Annotated in this window: 17 protein-coding genes, 1 tRNA gene and 1 pseudogene; 8 read left to right on the top strand and 11 right to left on the bottom strand. The window is 66.5% G+C overall.

Annotated features, from left to right (window positions below):
* Positions 1-2: 2 nt before the first annotated feature.
* The 4 genes from ACY466_RS03885 to ACY466_RS03870 all read left to right on the top strand — a co-directional run bounded on the left by ACY466_RS03885 (position 3) and on the right by ACY466_RS03870 (position 3504).
* Complete coding sequence (locus ACY466_RS03885) at positions 3-1238, top strand: MFS transporter (RefSeq protein WP_300404303.1); 1236 nt, start codon at positions 3-5, stop codon at positions 1236-1238.
* Positions 1235-2311, top strand: coding sequence for a flavin-containing monooxygenase (locus ACY466_RS03880; protein WP_463250002.1), 1077 nt, complete (start codon positions 1235-1237; stop codon positions 2309-2311). The genes ACY466_RS03885 and ACY466_RS03880 overlap by 4 nt, the downstream gene beginning before the upstream one ends.
* A 170-nt stretch (positions 2312-2481) precedes the next feature.
* Entirely contained in the window at positions 2482-2721 is a 240-nt protein-coding gene (locus ACY466_RS03875) for a hypothetical protein (protein WP_226435577.1), read from the top strand.
* A gap of 243 nt (positions 2722-2964) precedes the next feature.
* The gene (locus tag ACY466_RS03870; RefSeq protein WP_463252128.1) at positions 2965-3504 is read left to right on the top strand and encodes a DinB family protein; all 540 of its coding nucleotides are present in this window, start codon (positions 2965-2967) and stop codon (positions 3502-3504) included.
* A gap of 241 nt (positions 3505-3745) precedes the next feature.
* Here the strand turns inward: ACY466_RS03870 and ACY466_RS03865 are convergent, their stop codons facing one another.
* The 6 genes and pseudogenes from ACY466_RS03865 to ACY466_RS03840 form a co-directional block, all read right to left on the bottom strand.
* Positions 3746-4090, bottom strand: a complete 345-nt coding sequence (locus tag ACY466_RS03865) for a hypothetical protein (RefSeq protein ID WP_463252406.1) — start codon at positions 4088-4090, stop codon at positions 3746-3748.
* Between the two features lie 383 nt (positions 4091-4473).
* Positions 4474-4932, bottom strand: a pseudogene (locus ACY466_RS03860) (TniQ family protein); the annotation flags it as partial.
* A gap of 14 nt (positions 4933-4946) precedes the next feature.
* Complete coding sequence (locus ACY466_RS03855; protein ID WP_463250001.1) at positions 4947-5846, bottom strand: TniB family NTP-binding protein; 900 nt, start codon at positions 5844-5846, stop codon at positions 4947-4949.
* Positions 5847-5892: 46 nt separating this feature from the next.
* Positions 5893-7566: a Mu transposase C-terminal domain-containing protein gene (locus tag ACY466_RS03850; protein ID WP_463249999.1), complete on the bottom strand. Its 1674-nt coding sequence runs from the start codon at positions 7564-7566 to the stop codon at positions 5893-5895.
* Positions 7567-8163: 597 nt separating this feature from the next.
* Complete coding sequence (locus tag ACY466_RS03845; RefSeq protein WP_463249998.1) at positions 8164-8964, bottom strand: ParA family protein; 801 nt, start codon at positions 8962-8964, stop codon at positions 8164-8166.
* Positions 8965-9809: 845 nt separating this feature from the next.
* On the bottom strand, positions 9810-10007 hold the full coding sequence (locus ACY466_RS03840) for an excisionase family DNA-binding protein (protein WP_463249997.1): 198 nt from the start codon (positions 10005-10007) through the stop codon (positions 9810-9812).
* Positions 10008-10139: 132 nt separating this feature from the next.
* Between ACY466_RS03840 and ACY466_RS03835 the strand changes: the two genes are divergently transcribed.
* Together ACY466_RS03835 and ACY466_RS03830 are read left to right on the top strand one after the other, a co-directional pair.
* Entirely contained in the window at positions 10140-10778 is a 639-nt protein-coding gene (locus tag ACY466_RS03835) for a helix-turn-helix domain-containing protein (RefSeq protein ID WP_463249995.1), read from the top strand.
* Positions 10779-11062: 284 nt separating this feature from the next.
* Positions 11063-12076: a tyrosine-type recombinase/integrase gene (locus ACY466_RS03830; RefSeq protein ID WP_463249993.1), complete on the top strand. Its 1014-nt coding sequence runs from the start codon at positions 11063-11065 to the stop codon at positions 12074-12076.
* A 139-nt stretch (positions 12077-12215) separates the two neighbouring features.
* Here the strand turns inward: ACY466_RS03830 and ACY466_RS03825 are convergent.
* Together ACY466_RS03825 and ACY466_RS03820 are read right to left on the bottom strand one after the other, a co-directional pair.
* Positions 12216-12290: transfer RNA gene (locus ACY466_RS03825), tRNA-Thr, on the bottom strand.
* Between the two features lie 46 nt (positions 12291-12336).
* Complete coding sequence (locus tag ACY466_RS03820; RefSeq protein WP_463249992.1) at positions 12337-13515, bottom strand: GGDEF domain-containing protein; 1179 nt, start codon at positions 13513-13515, stop codon at positions 12337-12339.
* A 197-nt stretch (positions 13516-13712) separates the two neighbouring features.
* Here ACY466_RS03820 and ACY466_RS03815 point away from each other — a divergent pair, with 197 nt between their 5' ends.
* Entirely contained in the window at positions 13713-15206 is a 1494-nt protein-coding gene (locus tag ACY466_RS03815) for a threonine/serine exporter family protein (protein ID WP_463249990.1), read from the top strand.
* Position 15207: 1 nt separating this feature from the next.
* Here ACY466_RS03815 and ACY466_RS03810 read toward each other — a convergent pair whose 3' ends face one another.
* From ACY466_RS03810 to ACY466_RS03800, 3 genes are all read right to left on the bottom strand, one after another.
* Entirely contained in the window at positions 15208-15450 is a 243-nt protein-coding gene (locus tag ACY466_RS03810; protein ID WP_463249988.1) for an MbtH family protein, read from the bottom strand.
* A gap of 78 nt (positions 15451-15528) precedes the next feature.
* Positions 15529-16806: a lysine N(6)-hydroxylase/L-ornithine N(5)-oxygenase family protein gene (locus ACY466_RS03805; protein WP_463249986.1), complete on the bottom strand. Its 1278-nt coding sequence runs from the start codon at positions 16804-16806 to the stop codon at positions 15529-15531.
* Between the two features lie 68 nt (positions 16807-16874).
* Complete coding sequence (locus ACY466_RS03800; protein ID WP_463249984.1) at positions 16875-17966, bottom strand: Brp/Blh family beta-carotene 15,15'-dioxygenase; 1092 nt, start codon at positions 17964-17966, stop codon at positions 16875-16877.
* A gap of 194 nt (positions 17967-18160) precedes the next feature.
* Here ACY466_RS03800 and ACY466_RS03795 point away from each other — a divergent pair, with 194 nt between their 5' ends.
* On the top strand, positions 18161-19018 hold the full coding sequence (locus tag ACY466_RS03795) for a bacteriorhodopsin-like (protein WP_463249983.1): 858 nt from the start codon (positions 18161-18163) through the stop codon (positions 19016-19018).
* Positions 19019-19056: the final 38 nt, after the last annotated feature.

The following is a 19056-nucleotide window of genomic DNA, read 5'->3' as shown; positions in this document are numbered from 1 at the left end:
CGGTGACCGACACGTCGACCCGCCCGCAGCCCGGCGCTCTCACCGGCGCCGGGCTGCGGCGGGTGCTGGCGGTGCTGTGCCTGACCGAGATCACCAGCTGGGGCATCCTGTACTACGCGTTCCCGGTCCTGTCGGTCTCGATCTCCGCCGAGACCGGCTGGTCGCCCACGGCGATCACCGCGGCGTTCTCGCTCGGTCAGCTCGCCACCGCGCTCGCGGGTATCCCGGTCGGGCGCATCCTCGACCGGGTCGGACCGCGCACGATCATGACCGCCGGCTCGGTCCTCGCCGTCCCCGCGCTGGTCCTGATCGCGCTCGCCCCCACGCTGCCGGTGTTCTACGCCGGGTGGCTGCTTGCCGGCACCGCGATGGGCGCGGTGCTCTACCCACCGGCGTTCGCCGCGCTGACCCGCTGGTACGGCGACCGCTCCGTCCGCGCCCTGATGATCCTGACCCTCGCCGCGGGCCTGGCCAGCACCGTCTTCGCCCCGTTGACCTCCGCAGTGGATCAGCAGTCGGACTGGCGCACCACCTACCTGATTCTCGCGGCGATCCTCGCCGCGATCACGATCCCCGGGCACTGGTGGGGACTGCGCGGATCTTGGCCCGCCGCGGCCCCACCGGCGAACGGCGCGGCCCTGGGGCACCGGGAGATCGCCCGCAGCCCCGCGTTCTTCGCGCTGGTGGCCGCGTTGGCTCTCGGTGCGTTCACCGCCTTCGCCGGGGTGTTCAACCTGGTGCCGTTGCTGCTCGAACAGGGCTTTTCCCCGTCGGTGGCGGCGGTGACGCTCGGGCTCGGCGGCGGCGGACAGGTCCTCGGTCGTCTCGGTTATCTGACCCTGGTCGCCCGTACCAGCGTCCGCAGCCGCATCGTGGTGATCCTGGCCGGCACCGCGGCAACCACCGCGCTGCTCGGGGCGGTGACCACGGCCGCGGCGTTGGTCGGCGCGGCGATCGGCGCGGGACTGGTGCGCGGATTGTTCACCTTGATCCAGGCCACCGCCATCACCGACCGGTGGGGCTCGACCCACTACGGGCGCCTCGGCGGGCTGATGTCCGCCCCGATCGTCCTGGTCATGGCGTTGGCGCCGTGGGCGGGAACCGCCCTGGCCGGCGCGACCGGCAGCTACGCCACCGCCTACCTCGTGCTCGCGGTCGTTGCCGCGCTCGCCGCACTCCTGGCGATCGCGTCCGTGCCGCGGCTGACCCCCACCGACACTGTCGAAGGAACACCATGACCGACTATGACGCTCTCGTCGTCGGCGGTGGCCAGTCCGGCCTCGCCGCCGCCTACGCTCTGTCTGCTCGCGGCGTGCGCACCGGGCTGCTCGAAGGCGGCGACGAGCCGGTCGGGGCCTGGCCGCACTACTACGACAGCCTGACCCTGTTCTCCCCGGCGAAATACAGTGCCCTGCCCGGCCTGGCGTTTCCGGGCGCCCCGGACCGCTATCCGCGGCGCGACGAGGTGATCGAGTATCTGCGCCGCTACGCCGCCGGACTCGACGTCGACATTGTGACCGGCTCCCGCGTCGAGACCGTCACCTGCGAGCGGGGCGTCTACACCGCCCACACCGCTGTCGGCGGCAGTGTCACCGCGCCGATTCTGATCGCGGCCACCGGCTATTTCGGGTCCCCGAATATCCCACCGCTGCCGGGGCTGGACACGTTCGGCGGCACGGTGCTGCACACCGGCGACTACCGCGACCCCGCTGCATTCACGGGCCAGAACGTGGTGGTGGTCGGTGCCGGTAACTCGGCGGTGCAGATCGCCACCGAACTCGCCGAGGTCGCTACTGTGACTCTGGCCAGCCGCCGACCGCCGAAGTTCCTGCCGCAGCGGATCTTCGGCCGTGATGTGCACTTCTGGCTCACGGTCACCGGAGTCGACCGCGCCCCCTTGGGGCCGTGGCTGCCTGCGTCGCCGACCCAGCAGGTCCTCGATACCGGCCGCTACCGGCGTGCCCTGGCCAGCGGCAACCCGCAGCCGCGGCCGCTGTTCACCGGCCTCGACGACCGCCGGGTGTTCTGGCCCGACGGCGCCGCCGCCACCGCCGACACCGTGCTGTTGGGTACCGGTTATCGCCCGCACCTGCCCTATCTGACCGGTCTCGGCGCTCTCGACGAGACGGGCCGGCCCCGGCACCGGCAGGGTCTCTCCACCACTCATCTGGGGCTGGGGTATGTCGGTCTCGAATGGCAGCGCAGCCTGTCGTCGGCGTCGTTGCGCGGGGTCGGCCGCGACGCCGGCCGGGTCGCCGATCGTGTGGTCGCCGCCGCCCGGTCCCGCCGCGCACTGCCTATCCGTCCCTGACCGGCGCTGCGTCCATAGATGTTCACGGAAACGGTGACACCATGGACGGCACACCGCCCGTCCCCTCGGGGGCGGGTTTACCTATCTCTCGTGCGATCCGTCGCCGATTCGAGACGGTGGGCGGCATGTCTGCCGCCGCATGCCCGCATCCGCGTTTACCATCTGTCTCAATGAGAACCCGCGTCGTCGAACGGGTTCCGGCCGACACGACCGCGGGAGCGGCGCTGATGGACATGGACGAACAGTTGCACCAGCTGGCGTGGCAACTCCAGCACAACGGACACGACTGGAGTGAAGTCGCCGCCGAGCTCGGCTGCGACGAAACCGTCGCCCGGGCCATGGCCGACCGATACCTCGCCGACTCCGAGACTCGAGCACAGAAGGACCAATTCTCGCTGTTCGATCTCTGAGCGGCGCACGTCATCCCGCGCTGCTGCTGTTACGCCAGCCGTCCGGCGGTCACGACACGGCGATCCGCGCCGCGCCACTGCGGCAGGTACGTCCGACGTGGCATCCGAGGGTCGACGGGGGCGCTATATCGATTCGCGACATGAGACTGAATTCGGCCGGCAGTTGTGGAGGCCGCCCGGGAGGGGGAAGTCTGGTATCGACGGCCATCGAGTGCCGTCGGCTCCCTGGACAGGTGGTGGATCATGGGCCATTCCGAGCGGGTGGACAGGGCCGCTATCGCCGGCGAGCTCGAACGCACCCGTGTGCATCTGCACCGGCTCCTCGCCGACGCTTCCGACACCTCGTTGCGGAGTCAATCGGCGGGGACGCGGTGGACCAACGAGCAACTGTTGTTCCACATGGTCTTCGGGTACATGGTGGTGGCGGCGCTGCTGCCCTTGGTGCGGATGGTCAGCCGGCTGCCCGCCGGAGTGGAGCGTCGATTCGCCCAGGTCCTCGATGCCGGTACGCGGCCTTTTGACGTGGTGAATTACTACGGTTCATGCGCTGCAGCCCTGGTGTTTGACCGGAACCGGATGGGCACGAAAGCCGACCGGGTCATCGGTGCGCTGAGCCGCCGACTGCAACGCGAATCGGAGCAGGCGTTGGGACGGGGAATGTTCTTCCCGGTGCGCTGGGACCCGTTCTTCACCGATTACATGACCATTGGTGAGCTGTACCGATATCCCGTCAGACATTTCGATTTCCACGAACGACAGCTCACTCTCGATCGTCCGCATTGAGTCAGAACTCAGGCTTCGAGGCAGCAGACTCTTCGATTCGGTTCTCGCGGCTTGGGCACAGGACCGAAACATCGTCCGGGATGCCTGAGGATTCCGACAAGATCGTGAGAATCCCTGACTGACACGAAATTGGAAAGCCGCAGGCCCGTGCGCCGCACTACTGACACCTCCGGCGGGAACCTACAATCGCTCACACCTACGACTGGGCTCTATCGCTATCGTGCCGCCACACCCTCATCGGTCACGGCGGGAGACGAATGTCCAGGTCAGCGAACACCTTCTCGAGTCGGGCCGTGTCGGCCGGGGTGTGGCATCCGGTGTACAGGAACGCGAAGAGCGAAGCCGCCGCAGCGCTGTTGCCGCGGGCGAACTCGATGGCGGCGTCGATGGCGTTCTGCACACCGTCCAGCGCACTGTGCTCACGAGCCGGGAAGGACGAGCGGGTGGGAGCGATTCCCGGGTCCACTGTCGCGACCGGGATCGGGGCGAGCAGGCCGGCGTGAGCGCCTCCGGCCGCGATGTCGCCGCGCTCGATCGCGGAGATGGCCGCCGCGGCGGCAGCGAGGACGCGTTCTGCTCGATCCATCGCAGATGCTCGAACACCACTCGCGACGCCTGTGGCGGCCGCGGATGCCCGGTGGAGTTCCAGATGGCTGACAGCACCGTCGGCCACCGCCCCGCGCGGCAGAGCGGGGTGCAGACGTCGTCGACGACGCTGCGCAGCATGCGGAACCACACTGCTGCGTGAACCCGGTCGCGGTCGAGCTGCACCCACCCGGACGTCAGAGCTCGGGCGGTGCGCCGGTCGAGTGCGACGACCTCCGGCGGTACCGAGGCCGGCGGCAACCGCTCCTCCGACGCGGTGCGGTCCCAGAGAACGACCCGCCCGGGCAGGACAGAGCAGATTTCCAGTCGGCAGCCGTGCGCGGGACAGCTGGTCAGCAACGACAGCTGGTGCAGCAACGCCACACTGATGTCGGCGCTGCATTCGACGTCGGCGATGCACACCGGGCACGCCCTGGTGCGCAGCGCGCTGACCCATGGAAGCCACGTGCCGCCCGCTGGTGTGCGGCAACGGCGGTCCTGGACCGCCAGGCCCATCGGCAGCAGGACCGAGAACTGGTGGACGTAGGTGTCGAAGTTGCACCGCACCGGGTCGGTGTCGTCGAGCAGCCACGGCGTCCATCCCGACAGCGTCATCGACCGCAATTTCGACACCGGAACGGTGCTGCGAGTGGCCAGGTACGCCAGTAGCGGTTCGGGGACGCACCGATCTACGTCGTGGTCGGCGATGTCGAAGCCCGGCAGCAGGTCCGCCGGTCTGACGAGTCCGTAGTACGTACAGGTACGCCGCAGCCACGATGTCAGTGCTTCATGTGGGCGAGGCGGCGGATGCAGCGGCCACGGAGGGGTGTCCCGCTCTCCCACGGGCCCGAGCCTGCTCACGTGAGGTGGCGTTCGAACTGTCGTCGCCGCTCGGTCGGACCGAGGTACTCGGTGCGTTCGAGCACGCCGGGGGTGATCGCTTCGTCGCCGGTGTCGACTGCCAGCACGGCTGCCGAGGTCAGCAGGGTCGACAGTTCGCCGATGGTGCCCTCGCAGCGGGTGAGGAGGTAGTCGGTCATCTCCGGCGATGTGAGGTGCGATGGTTGTCGCAGCGGGTAGCTGGCAGCGAAACTGGCTAGCAGCGAGCGGGTCCCGGGGGTGTTGGTCCACGTCGGCAGGGTCATCGGCGCGAACCTGTTCTCGAGCTGCGGGTCGGTGCGGACAGCGAGGTAGGCGTCACGGGTGCCGACGCCGACGAGGGGAACGCGTAGTTCGTTGCCCAGGAACCGCAGCATGTTCAAAAATTCCCGTCGAACGTTGTCGCGGCCGGCGAGAACGTTGTGGAGCTCGTCGACGATGAGCATCCGGACCTCGGTGGCTCGCAGCAACATCAGTGCTTGCCGTTCCAGGTCTGGAACGCGACTGTGCGGCTTGATCGGTGTTCCCAGGGCGGCGAGCACGGCGAGGTAGAACCGGCTCGGTGAGGGGTCCGGGGGCATCTGGACGCACAACACCGGGATCTGTTCGCGGTCACTGAGGCTGGTCGGGGGGTGCGTGCGTCGGAACTTCTCGATGATCAGCGACTTGCCGTTGTTCGTCGAGCCGAGCAGCAGCAGGTTCGGCATGCGTTGACGGTCCGGCCACGACAGCAGCGTCTCGAGGTGCTCGAGGACGGCACGTGCCTGCGGGTAGCCGATCCAGCGCTCGGAGCGGATCGACCGAATGCGGGAGGCGTCGTCGAGTTCGGCGAGCGGACGCGCGGACTCCGTCAGGTGCCCGAGGTCGGTGCCGGGCATCGCAGTCGAATCCCGGGCGCTGCGCCGCGAGGTCGGTGTCATCTGCTCACCACTGCTCGATGTCGTCGAAGACCGACACGTCCGTGTCCGGCTCGCTCTGGTGCGGCGGCGCCGGCACCGCTGTGGTCGTGGGTGTGCTGTCGGCGAGGTGGTTCCGTCGTTGGCGGTTGCGGCGAGCTCTGCGGGTGTCCTTCTGTGCACGGTCGGTGAGGTCGCGCATCTGCTCGATCATCGAGAACAGGGCACTCTCGTCGATGCTCGACCGTCCCTGCTCTCGCAGGCGGGCGGTCGCCGCGCGGTGCTCCCACAGTGTCACCGCGGGGTGCGCCATCATCCGGTACGGGACCTCGATGTATCCGGCGCCGTCGGGTTCGAGAACCCAGATGCGGCTCAGATCGCGGGGGTCACGTCGGATGACGAATGCGCCCAGGTGCTCGCGGCGCGCGACCCACGGCTTGAGTGCGTTGGAGAAGTAGCGCACATGGTCGATGACGAATCCGGTGCGAGTGAGCCGGCGGCGGATCACGGGCAGGAAGTCGATCAGGAACGTGGTCTCGTCGACCACCACTCTCGGCGGGCTTGTCGCGGCGTCGACTCCGGTGCCCCATCTTGTCGCCGGAGACTGCCGGAGGCCGGTGTGCACGCTCTCGTGGTAGGTCGCGATCGAGAGCACCAGCCATCGTTCCAGCTCGCGCAGCGTCAATGCGGCGTGTGCATCCGAGTCGTAACTGCCTCGCTGGCTCGGGTTCGAGAACGTGGTTCCGGGGAGCTCGTGCACTGCGGTCATCGCTGTTCCTATGACGCGTTCGACTATCCCGCCGTAGTGGGGTCGCCCCGGTGGCCGGTAGTCGAGTGTGATGGCGTGTTGAGCGCAGCCACGACGCAGCGCCTCGCTCTTGAATTCGGCGGCGTTGTCCAGGTACAACCGCTGCGGCTTGCCCACCATCGGCCACCGGACCTCGGCCGACAGGTCGTGGGCCTGCAACCATGCCTGTTTCTCGCTGCACACCCGTCCCAGGCACAGGCCCACCGAGACTGCGGAGGGCGGTTCCAGTGTCACCACGAAACCGAGTACGGCTCGACTGAAGACGTCGATGGCAACCGTCAGGTAGGGACGGCCGATCGGTCTACGCTCGTACTCGTCGACGACCATGACGTCGACAACGGTGTGATCGACGTGAACCAGTTCGAGGATCCCCCGAATCGGCGGCGGGATGTCGCCGGCCGCCTGGCGTGGACGTGCCGCGTCCGCTCCCCCTCGTGCTCGGGCCACCGCTGCGGGATTCAGGGCCGCGATCCGTGCAGCGACCGTGTTTCGAGACGGCGGCGGCAGACCCGCACGGTGACAGACAACAGCGATACGACGATGCACCGCAGCGACACTCAACTTCTGGCGGCGGAGGAAGTGTCGTCCCACCTGCTCCGCAATGATCTCTTCGACAGCATCGGACACCCGGGTTCCACCTCGACCACCCGACGGCCGACGCACCAACAGATCGGCGACAGTTCCTGTGCCGTTCTCGAGCTTGTCGAGCAGGACGTACACCTGCCGGCGGGACAGGCCCAGACGTTCGGCTGCCTCGTCGACAACCGACAAGCCCACCGGGTGCGTCTCGAGCAGTGGAGCGAGCACCGCGAAACGGGATTCCGCCTGCCCCCACCTCTTCGGCGACGCGGTCAGAACCCCGTTCTCCACTACATCGAGCTTGTCTACGTCCACCTCGTCCCCAGGTCACCCGAGTTCGCGACAGTGCTGCGCTCTTCTGACACCAGGATTTCAGAACGCGACTGCACACACCCAGGAAACGAGACGAAAAGGCGCGGTTCACTCCTGACACTGACAAGACGACGCGACTCGTCCCGCCTGCCACATACGGTCGTTTCTGTCACCGCCCAACCCAAGCCGCCAATTTGCGGCGGCCCACGGATCCAGAACCGCACTGCATGCCGGTAGGCCAAGCACCATGGAGCTTGGCCTGCCACGGCGAGCTACCGAATTCGTGGTCCTCTTTGCAGCGGCCCACTTCTCTGTGCGAACGGTCTCCCATTGTTGTACGTGTCCTCCAGGAAGTCGACATAGCGCTCCACCGCCTCTGCAGCAAGGTCGGAAGGGCCTCGAGGTGCGCCGGGAGTGGCCATCAGCGCTTCGGCCGCGTTCAGCAATCGTTCACTGGTCTCGACGAAGAAGTAGAAGGTCCTCTTCGTCTTGGCGGGCCTGTCCGCAGCTGGAGGCTTGGGCGCAGTCGCGTCCGTGCTCGTTACTGGCTCGGACATTGGATCGAGGGGGCTCGAGTTACCCAGGCTGCTCTTGAGGCGTTCAGGACGCGCCATTGCCGACTCCCTCCATGAGCAGCCCTGACGTGCGGCGGTAGATGCTGGCCAGATTCCGGGCGTCCGTCGTACCCCAGTCGAGCAAACTGGTCTGCGCCTCTGAGGAGTCCTTCAACACAACTCGCTTGGGTACCGGGTCGCCGATGATCGTGATGCAGTCGGCGATCTCCGCCAGCTGCTCACGACCTGCGATGGTGTTGCGTTCGTGGAGGTTGATGATCGCGCCGACCAGCTCGAGTGTCGGATTGTAACTGCGGCGCACCACGTCGATGGTGCGTCGTAGCCGTGCCAGCCCGTTGGCGGAGAAGAGCGCGGACTGACTGACCACGAGCGCTCGTCTGGCCGCCACCAGTGCGTTGATCGTCAACAGGTCCAGGCTCGGCGGGCAGTCGATTACCACTAGTCCATACTTCAAAGCGAGCGACTCTAGTGAATCGCGGAGCCGCCGCTCGCGTCCCGCGCCTCCGAGAATCAGCTCATCCCGCACGAACGCGAGGGATTCCGAGTTCGGATCGGTGGCCACCAGATCCACGCCTTCCCAGATGGTCGGCGCCACGACGTCTTCGAGGGTGGCGGCCGACCGGTCCGACAATGCGTCCGCCATGCCCGCGTCGCCAGGGGAAGGCTCACCGGCGCTGAGCACGGTGCTCAGGTTTCCCTGCGGGTCCATGTCGAGTGCCAGGACTCGGTGGCCGGCGCGACGGGCGGCATCGACGATGTGGAATGTGGTCGTCGTCTTGCCTACGCCACCCTTTTGGTTGCAGAAGGCGATCACGTTGTGTGACATGTGTGTCCTTTCATATTCGGTGATTCCGAAGACTTGCCCGCCTTGCCGGAATTACCGGCAATACGGGTGAAGGAAGAGAAGTACGTGATGGCCGTATCGGAGGAATGGCAGCACGTACCGCGATACAGCCCACCCCACCGAACAGTCCGATACGGGTAATAAGCGATTGGGACGTGAGACCCGTGCGGGAAGCAATACCGGCAATACCGCCGTCACTGGGACCGCGGACGACGCTGGCAACACCACTGTTACTGCGAACACTGGTAATTCCGAGCGTGTCATCGAACCCGCACGTGAGTCCGTCGCGCACCGGGTCCAGCGATTCAGTCTTTCGAGAGATGACAACCAAAGTTGTTGGCATTGACGGTGGTCCCGTCTACTGCGTCGGACTACGTGCTGCTACACCCGGACCCCCCAGGGGTGACCCCCAATGTCCGCACCCACGTTGTCCGCTCCACGCCCTCTGGCCCCGCACCCGGACGGGCGCGTGGCTTTCGGTATCGCCACGTCGTCGTGGATCAGTCGACGGCATGGTGCCCCGGGGCCGGTCTCCGGGGATCGCTACAGGGTGCACAGTCAACGGCGGCAGGCTGGTTATCGTCGGGCTCTGCCAGAAAACGACGGACGTGGAGCATAAGATCGTGCTCAGCGTTCAGCGCCATCAGCCAATTGCTGATGGACGGGCCGTCCCGTCAACATTCACCGTTGAAGGACGCGCAAGAATGACCTAAGGTCGGATTCAGAAACCTCCGATTTGGTACGAGGCGGTTTCGACGCCCTCGGCTTCGGTGCTGGTTACACCGAGACATGCCGGGGGCGTCAGTCTTTCCGGGTAGGACTTCGATTCACGCAACATCCGTCGACATCGACGCCTGCGCCTCGAGGCGTTCGATGTACTCGTCGATGGCCGTATCGGGTATGAGGCGTCGCTTGCCCACCTTGATGCTCCTGATTTCCCCGGATGCGAGCTTGTTGAAGAAGTTGGACCGACCCAAGCCGGTGAGCTCCATACCCTCTTGCACGCTGAACAGCTGTCTCGTCATGACACCCTCCGTTGCGTTGATTCACCACCCACAACCCGCCGAATGCGGTTTGTTCACGTGGTTCCACCACAAAGTAGCGGACACGTGTAATCACCGCAAGAGGACTCAGAACAAGCTGTAGAGTGCGTGTTCATGACGCAAAGCTGGGCCCAAGCGATTGTGGATCGGGCTGGCGCCGAGGTCCGCCGACTCCGGACGTCCGGTGCCCCGCCGCTGTCCGCGCAAGCACTCTCCGAACGCACCGGCGAACTCGGCCACCCCATATCGAGGGCGGTGATCTCCGACCTCGAGACGGGCAGACGCAAGGGCCTCGACGTGGCCGACCTCCTGGTTCTAGCCGCGGCGCTCGATGTCGCGCCGGCACAGCTGCTGTTCCCCGATCTCCCTCGCGGAACAGCGGACGTGCTCCCGGGTGTCCCGCAAGAATCACACGACGCCGTCAGATGGATCGGAGGCGAAAGCGGCCTCCTGATGCTCGAGGACTCGGGTTGGTCCGACGAAGCAACCGGGCAGACGGTTCAGGTCTTCGTGCGCCGCCAGTTCGATTCCCGCAGAGACCGGATGACACTGACTCACGAATGGCGCCGCTCGATCACCGCAATGCGCAGCGCCCGAAAACAGCTGCAACGAGCACATGAGAACAACGAATCTCCCGACCAGATCGAAGCACTGGAGGTCATCTACGAGAACGCGCTCAAGCGGACGGCAGCGCACCGGGACACCATGGCCGAGCTCGGGATGACCGTCGGAGACGGACTCCCCCGTGGCTGATCGCTCATCAAGCGCGCAAGCGACTCGGATCCGAGGAACACTGTCGAGATTCGCTTCCAGTACGTTCCAGTCGGCCGATGGCTAGAAACCAACTACCTCCGCAGATCCGAAAGATCTCGGTCACCGATCGCCGTACGGGGAGAGAGGTTTTTCGCTACCAGGTCACCGTCGATGCGGGAACGCGAGAAGTACCGCGCCTGCGGCCAGACGGATCCTCTTATCTCCACACGACGCGATCGCAGTCCCGACGGCGATTCGATACCGAGAAGGACGCTCGCGCGTATTTGGCCCGAGTCACCGACGAAGTCAATCGTGGTGTTCACGTATCGGGCAATGCGCTGTCCGTCGACGAGGTCTGCGAGGCATGGCTCGCCGGCCGGCGGGTGAGACCCACGACTAAGAACGCGTATCGCCACGCGCTGGAACCGCTGAGGCAATTCCATGGACCGCTGCCGGTACAGCGGTTGACCAAGGGCCACCTCGACTCGCTCGTGACCGCACTGGCCGCCGGCGGAACGCCCATGACATCTAGTTCGGTGCGTCGACCGTGGAGCCCGCAATCCATCAATCCGATGCTGAACATCATTTCGGCGGTGCTGACCGACCTCGTCAAGCAGGGCCTTCTGGTAAGGAACGTCGCGCTGTTGGTTGACCGACTGCCGCGCACGCATACACAGATGCGAACGTTCTCCGTCGACGAGATGCGCCAGATGTTGGCTTTCGCGCAGACCGACCGAGTTGGACACGCGTGGAACCTGGCCTTGTCCGGCCTGCGCCGCGGTGAAATCTGCGGACTCCGATGGTCCGACGTTGACTTGGACGCCGGCATCATGTCGATCCGAAACAACCGCGTGTCCGTGGCCGGCCAAGCGGTGGACGGACTGACGAAGACGGAACGGTCGAACCGCGACCTGCCGTTGACCCCGGTGCTGACCGCCGCCCTGATCGCCGCTCGTGACCGTCAGGACCTTGAGTGCGCAGCCGCCGCTGCCAACTACGGGCCGGGCACACACGTAGTTTGCGATGTGCTCGGCCGCGCCTACCACCCGGACACACTGTCCAACTTCTGGTCGACGGCGTGTAAGCGCGCCGGAGTGCCGCAGATCAGGCTGCACGATGCCCGCCACACCTGCGCAACTCTGATGCACCTTCAGAACGTTCCGATTGCTGTGATCTCTGCGTGGCTGGGCCACGCAGATTCCGCCTTCACCATGCGCACGTACGCCCACGCCCCGAACGACGCGCTCAAGATCGCGGCTCAGAGCCTCCAGACGATGTCAGACCTACGCAAACACTGACCCTGTCCTCGCGCCCCAATTTCCGGCCCTCTGTGGAGCAGTTTCGAGTGACTTGTGACAACTCGTGACATCGGTGTCGCACCGCCCATTCACGCGAGGCGGGTGGCACTACAAAACCCCAGTTCAAGGCCGTTAAACGTGGAGCCTCCTGTCAGGATTGAACTGACGACCTTTCGCTTACAAGGCGAGTGCTCTACCACTGAGCTAAGGAGGCGCACCCGGCGAACCGGGCGGCCCCAGCATAGCGAGGCCACCGCCCGTCAGCGCCCGCCCACCCCGTCCCGCTGACGCCGCTCGGCCACGACGCGGTTGCCGCCGCCCCGCTTCGCCTCGTACATGGCCTCGTCGGCGCGGTCGGTGAGCTGCTCGAGGGCGTCGATGGGATCGGTCGACAGCGAACCGACCGGGGCCGAGGCGACGCCGACGGATGCGGAGACCGGCGCGGGGTCGTCGACTCGATGGATGGTCACCAGGAGGTCCTTCGCGAGGTCGCATCCGCGCTGCGCGTCACCGAGCACCGCGACGACGAACTCCTCGCCGCCGCAGCGCGCCCCCACACCGGTGGATCCGGCGAGCCGGTCGATGCGCTGCGCGGTGGTGCGCAGAACGTCGTCGCCCGTGCGGTGACCGAAGCGGTCGTTGACGGACTTGAAGGCGTCGAGGTCGAGACAGAGAACCGTCAACACGTCGTTCCCCCCACCGCGCTCGCGCGACTCGCGCACCATCTGCTCGACGGCGACGTGCAGACCGCGGCGGTTGGGCAGACCGGTCAACTGGTCGTAGTACGCGCGGGCGGCGTCGTTGCGCAGGGCCGTGAAGAAGAAGTGATTGAGCGCGGACGCGGCGAACAGCAACACGACGACGGTGATGAGCGTGGCCACCGCGTCGGGCAAGGGGGTGTCCGTAGAGGTGACCAGTCGGACGAACAGCACTCCCGTGAGCGTGAGCGCCCAGATCTCCTGCAGCACGAAGATGCGGGCACCGTGGAAGGCGCTCGCGTAATTGCCGACCGAGACCATCAGAGCCGCGGAGATGAGGGTGATCTGGCTCGGTGGTAGCGCGAGCAGAGCGATCGAGATGGTCAGGCCACCGATGACGACGAACGCCAGTGATCCCCGTCTGCTGAGGAACTTCCCCCGAGCCCACCAGAATCCGAGCGCGACGGCCACCGAGGCGGCCGCGAGGAGAACCCAGCGACCGGTCGGAGTGGCGGTTCGGCCGATCCCCGACACCGCCGACGCGGCGGCCATGACGCCGAGAAGAAAGCACGAGGCCGCGATCAAGTACGGGGCACCGTTCAGAAAACGGTGAGTACGGTGATAGTTCGCGACCCAGTCGTAGTCCAGGTCCGCGAACCACCAGTCACGGAGTGCGCGCAACGTGAGAGCCAGCCTTGCGTAGAAGCGAATCGTGTCCGCCGCGGTGGCCCCCGCCACCACGACGTCGTTCAGTATTCGATCACACCGATTTCGCCGTTCTCCTGTTTTTCGGTTCTTTCACTGGAAACGATCGGTGAAACCGGACACCGTGCCCGTTTCGACCCCCTCCTCGCCCGGGAAACACACAGTCCGACCCGGTACCTTCTCCCCTGTCACCCGACGACAACCCGCCACCGAAGAAACCACGAGAACGAGGCATGACTTTCCTGCAGGGCCTGACGTCGACTATCAGCCGGATGACCGGCGAGCGACGCGCCATCGTCGACACCCCGTCGGGCGCACCGAGCCCGCTGAAACCGATCGACCTGACCGACGACGCCTCCGTGTCGGAGGTCCTCGACCTCGCCGTACGCGTCGGCGAGGTGACCCTGGCCGCCGGTACGGGCGCCATCGACACCGCGGCGCAGGTCCAGTTCATTGCGTCGACCTACGGCCTGAACCGCTGCGACGTGGACGTCACGTACAACTCGATCGTCGTGAGCGCCTACCGCGGCCCGACGCTCCCCCCGGCCAGCACCATGCGCATCGTGCACTACCGCTCGATGGATTTCACCCGTCTGGCCTACGTCGACGCTCTCGCCCGCAAGATTCGCCTCGAGGTGCCCCCACCCAGCGAGGCGCACGCCGAGCTGATGCGCATCATCACCGCCCCACACCCCTACAACCGTTGGACGGCGACGCTGGCGTGGGCCGGCATGGCGGCCTCGATCGGCGTCCTGCTCGGCGGCGGCGTGCTCGTGGCCGTGGTGAGCTTCCTCACCACCATGGTCATCGACCGGGTGGGCCGAGTGCTCAACCGCGCCGGGTTGCCGTTCTTCTTCCAGCAGGTGGTGGGCGGCTTCATCGCGTCGGCCCCGGCCATCACCCTGTTCAACTTCCAGGATCAACTGGGGATCGAGATCAATCCGTCCCAGGTCATCGCGGCCGGGGTGACAGTGCTGCTCTCCGGATTGTCGCTGGTGGGTTCCGTGCAGGACGCCATCACGGGCGCGCCGATCACGGCGGCGGCCCGCTTCTTCGAACTGTTGATGATGACCGGCGGCATCATCGCCGGCGTGGCCACGACGCTGCGCCTGGCGACGCTGGTGGGACTGGAACTGCCGATCCTGAGCAACCTCCCCCCGGCCGACATCACGCAGGTCCCCACGAAGGTCCTGGCCGGTGCCGCGGCCGCGTTCTTCTACGCGCTGGCCTGCTACGCCGAGCGTCGGGCGTTGACCGCGGCGTTCCTCGGTGGATTCGTCGGTGCGCTGGTGTTCCTGGTGGCTCAGTCGCTGGGCTTCGGGCCCGTCCTCGCGGCCGCGATCGCCGCCACCACGGTGGGGCTCGCGGGTGGTCTCATGGCGCGTCGAGCGTTGATTCCGCCCCTGATCGTCGCGGTCGCCGGCATCACGCCCCTGCTACCCGGCCTGGCGGTGTACCGAGGCCTGTTCGCACTGCTCGGGGATCAAACGCTGCTGGGCTTCAGTTCGCTGCTCGCTGCCGTCGGCACCGGCGGCGCACTCGCCGGTGGGGTCACCCTGGGCGAATGGGGCGCTCGAACGCTGCGTCGACCCCGGATAGTCGAACGCACCGAGTCTCTACGCCGCCCGATCATGAAGATCAGGCGGGGAGACTCGGTGCGTACGGTGCGCCCGCGCAAGCCCAAGCACAAAGGCTCACGGGTGACGGGCAGCTGGGACCAGGAGTAGATCAGGCCTGCGTGCGGTGCCGGCCGGCGGCGTCTTCTTCCATGGCCTCACGCAGGCTGCGCGGACGCATGTCGGTCCAGTTCTTCTCGACGTACTCGAGGCACGCCGTACGGCTCTCCTCACCGAAAACGACACGCCATCCCTGAGGGACCTCCGCGAAGGTCGGCCACAGCGAATGCTGGTCTTCGTCGTTGACCAGTACGTAGAAACGGCCGTCTTCGTCGTCGAACGGGTTGGTGCTCATCGTGCCTCGCTCACTGCAATCGGCGCCGGGGGTGCCCCGGCCGGGTCAATGGAAGGTGGACCTGATCGAGCGAAGGTCCTACGAACCGCTGTCGACCCTAGCAAGGTCTGCGCCCGCCACACGGCGAGCGAGGACCGAGTCGACGATCTCTCCGGATCTGATTGCGACGTTGGACAACAACGAGGACGTGATTCCGTGCGTCGTCTCGGTTCCGCCCTGGAGGTAGATGCCGGCCGCCATGTCGCGGGGACCGACCAGCCGGTAGTCGCGGGTCACGACGCGCGGAGCGGATTCGTCCGGCGCGAGGTCGCCGAGCAGCGGCTGCAGGGACGACGGCCGGAAACCGGTCGCCAGGACCAGGGCGTCGCACTCGAGGGTGTCGGCGATGCCGTCGATGAGATCGCGGACGACGACGTCGATGCCATCGGCCGTCTCCGTCACGGACGCGATCTCCGACGCCCGACGCATGAAGAGCCGGCGGTGGCCGCTGACGCGCTCCGCGTACTCGGTGCGGTAGAGCTCCTCGATCAGTTCGATGTCGACCACCGAGTAGTTGGTGCTGCGGTGCAGGGCGATGAGCCGCGCGCGCTCGGCGGCGGGGGCTCGGTGCAACTCGTCGACGGCCATCGGATCGAAGATCCGATTGGCGTACGGGCTGTCGTCCGCCGGGCTGTAGCCGTACCGGCTGAAGACGCTGTGAACCTCGGCGTGCGGGTAGGTGCGGTGCAGGTGCTGCACCACCTCGGCAGCGGATTGCCCCGCCCCGAGGACCGCGAACCGCTGGTGCACCGGCTCGGGCATGGCGGCGAGGCGCGGCAGGAACTCGTGGTTGTGGAAGCACCGCGCGGACGGGGTGGCCCAGTCCGGGACATGCTTGGTGAGGCCCGCACCCACGGCCACGTTGCGGGTGCGCAGCACGGTGCCGTCCGAGCACCGCACGTCGAGGATCTCGCCGTCGTCCGACGCGGTGATCTGCTCGACGGCCACCCCGTAGCGAACATCGGCGTCGACGCGGCCGGCGGCCCAGGACAGGTAGTCGTGGAACTCGTGCCGCGTGGGGAAGAACGTCTGGTGGTTGACGAAGTCCACGAGCCGGTTCCGCTCGAACAGATAGTTGAAGAAGGTGAAGCTGCTCCGCGGGTTGCGGAACGTCACCAGGTCCTTGGGGAACGCGATCTGCATCGTCGCGCCGTCGAGGAGCATGCCGGGATGCCACCCGAACGCGGCCTGACGTTCGACGAACACGGCCTCGATGCGGTCGCGAGCGTCGCACGTCTCGTTGTGTTCGGCGATCGCGATCGCAAGGGCCAGATTGGCCGGACCGAACCCCACTCCGACAACATCGAATTCGCTCATGGAAATGCCATCCGTTCTGCCCCCACGGAGGTGGCGACGCGCGCCGGGGGACAAGCGGTCAGCTTAGCCTAGCCTTGGCTGACCGCCAAGGGCTCCGGACGCCAGATCCGCTGGCGGCTGTCCATGAAGGTCACGACGGCGACGTGCGGCACCGTGAGAGCGGAGATCAGGACGAGGTAGGCCCCCAGAGCGCTCGCCCCGCTCTGCTGCGCGCCGGGAACCACGAGGGCGACCACCACCAGTGCCGCGATCGCCACGGCCGTCGTCGGTGCGCACGCTCGGGTCAGCGTCACGACGCGCTCGCGAACCGACCGCGGGCGGTCACGCTCGATGACGTCGATGCGATCGAGACGGACGAAGTGCCGCAACGCATGCCACAACGAGAAGTACAGACCGAGCGCCAGAACGGGCGGCACCGTCGCGAAGAATCCGAGCAACACCGCGACCTCCAGTTGATCGCGCGCCCACGTTCGCCGTTCGACCGCGGTGCGGCACCGACTCCGGGTCACCACGGCGACCGCACCGACGACCGCCAGAAATGCCGTCACGGCGACCGCGCGCAGCGGTCCGGTGTCGACGACGCCGACCGGCACGGCGGAGGAACCCACGAGACCAGCGGTGCTCGCGAGAAACAGATCGAGGGTGCCGGGATGAGCGAGGACGGGGATCGTCATCGGCAGACCGCCCCGGACGACCACGGCGGCCGCGCGCACCCCGCGGGTGTCCAGGTACGTCGAATCATCCACGGCCAGTGCGATGTACAGATCACCCTGCCCCCAATGGAACCAGGTGAGCAGCACGAACCCCAGAGCCGCCGCCACGGGCGCGACGATCCACAGCGCGAAGGTCACCGCCGCCAGGACGAGGTACACCGCGATCACCCGCGCGATCGACGTCCACTCCTGCCGGCGCCGGTCCAACCAGGCCGGAACGAGATGGTCGGCCGCGCCGTGTGGCAGCCCCAGCACCAGCACGCTGGCCGCGAACGGGACGTACTGCAGCCATACGGGAACAACGATTCCGGTGGCGAACACGGCAGCGAGAACGGCGAACAGCACGACGACGGGCGTGAGCAGTCGTCTGCGAACCGCGCGAGAGTGCCTGGCGGAGAGGCTGTCCACGGCACCGGGGGCCGAGGTTGCCGCGGGGTTCGTGACCATCGACCACACCTACGTTCGTTGTCCTGTTCCTACTCCTCATCGCGCCCGGAGAATCCCATTTGGGGGAATTCGACCTTTCCGTACCAGGACTCCGAACCAATGATGTCGGCCCTTCAGACCCCAGCAGGCTTTCGACAACCCCGCTGCTCTCTCCAGACCGACGGCTCTCGCCACTCTCGCCTCTGGAGGACTCCGTGATACCCGATACCCTCACCGCCGGCCAGTATCAACTGGTCTACAACACCTTTTCCTTGGTGATCGCGTCGCAACTGTTCGCCGCGCTGTTCATGATCGTCTGCCTACCTCGAATTCTTCCCCGATATCGGCAGGCGATGTGCGTCGCCGCCGTGGTCTGCGGAATTGCGGCCTACCACTACTTCCGCATCTTCGACTCGTTCCGCGCCTCGTTCGAATCCGACACCGTCGGTGGCGGTGGCACCTACACCCAAACCGTCGGTGAGGGTTTCAACGAGGGCTACCGGTACGTCGACTGGCTGCTCACCGTTCCGCTGCTGCTCGTGGAACTGATCGCCGTTCTGGCCCTCGCACGCGCATTGCAGAACCGTCTGCTGATGAAACTGATTCCGGCCGCTGTGGCCATGATCGCTCTCGGCTATCCCGGAGAAATCAGCGACGACACCTTTACCCGCAACCTGTTCGGATTCCTGTCGACCATTCCCTTCGTCTACATCCTCTACGTGCTGTTCGTGGAGTTGACGAAGTCGATCGCGAATCAGCCACCCCAGGTACGTTCCTCGATCAGCCGACTCCGCATCCTGTTGCTGGCCACCTGGGGTGTCTACCCGATTGCATACCTGTTGCCGCAGTTGGGAATCGACGGTGCGGACGCCTGGACCGGCAAGCAGTTGGGGTACTCGATCGCGGACATCCTCGCCAAGGCGCTGTACGGCCTGATCATCTACCGCATCGCCCGCATCAAGTCCTTCGCCGACGATCCGTCCTTCGCGGCGTCGGAACTGTCCACCCACGAAGCCGAGGAACTGCTCGGCGACGACGCGAGGGCTCGGCCCGTCGCCCGCGGCAAGGCCTGACCACCGGCCCACCGGGGTTCGCCACTCTCTCGAGTCGC

Source organism: Rhodococcus sp. K11/5 (genome assembly GCF_055193735.1).
This window is presented reverse-complemented; position numbering and strand designations above follow the sequence as displayed.

Bases quoted from the DNA above. Each gene is read 5' to 3' on its own strand.
- ACY466_RS03880 (WP_463250002.1), top strand. From the start codon at position 1,235: ATGACCGACTATGACGCTCTCGTCGTCGGCGGTGGCCAGTCCGGCCTC.
- ACY466_RS03875 (WP_226435577.1), top strand. From the start codon at position 2,482: ATGAGAACCCGCGTCGTCGAACGGGTTCCGGCCGACACGACCGCGGGA.
- ACY466_RS03870 (WP_463252128.1), top strand. From the start codon at position 2,965: ATGGGCCATTCCGAGCGGGTGGACAGGGCCGCTATCGCCGGCGAGCTC.
- ACY466_RS03865 (WP_463252406.1), bottom strand. From the start codon at position 4,090: ATGGATCGAGCAGAACGCGTCCTCGCTGCCGCCGCGGCGGCCATCTCC.
- ACY466_RS03855 (WP_463250001.1), bottom strand. From the start codon at position 5,846: ATGCCCGGCACCGACCTCGGGCACCTGACGGAGTCCGCGCGTCCGCTC.
- ACY466_RS03845 (WP_463249998.1), bottom strand. From the start codon at position 8,964: ATGTCACACAACGTGATCGCCTTCTGCAACCAAAAGGGTGGCGTAGGC.
- ACY466_RS03840 (WP_463249997.1), bottom strand. From the start codon at position 10,007: ATGACGAGACAGCTGTTCAGCGTGCAAGAGGGTATGGAGCTCACCGGC.
- ACY466_RS03835 (WP_463249995.1), top strand. From the start codon at position 10,140: ATGACGCAAAGCTGGGCCCAAGCGATTGTGGATCGGGCTGGCGCCGAG.
- ACY466_RS03815 (WP_463249990.1), top strand. From the start codon at position 13,713: ATGACTTTCCTGCAGGGCCTGACGTCGACTATCAGCCGGATGACCGGC.
- ACY466_RS03810 (WP_463249988.1), bottom strand. From the start codon at position 15,450: ATGAGCACCAACCCGTTCGACGACGAAGACGGCCGTTTCTACGTACTG.
- ACY466_RS03805 (WP_463249986.1), bottom strand. From the start codon at position 16,806: ATGAGCGAATTCGATGTTGTCGGAGTGGGGTTCGGTCCGGCCAATCTG.
- ACY466_RS03800 (WP_463249984.1), bottom strand. From the start codon at position 17,966: ATGGTCACGAACCCCGCGGCAACCTCGGCCCCCGGTGCCGTGGACAGC.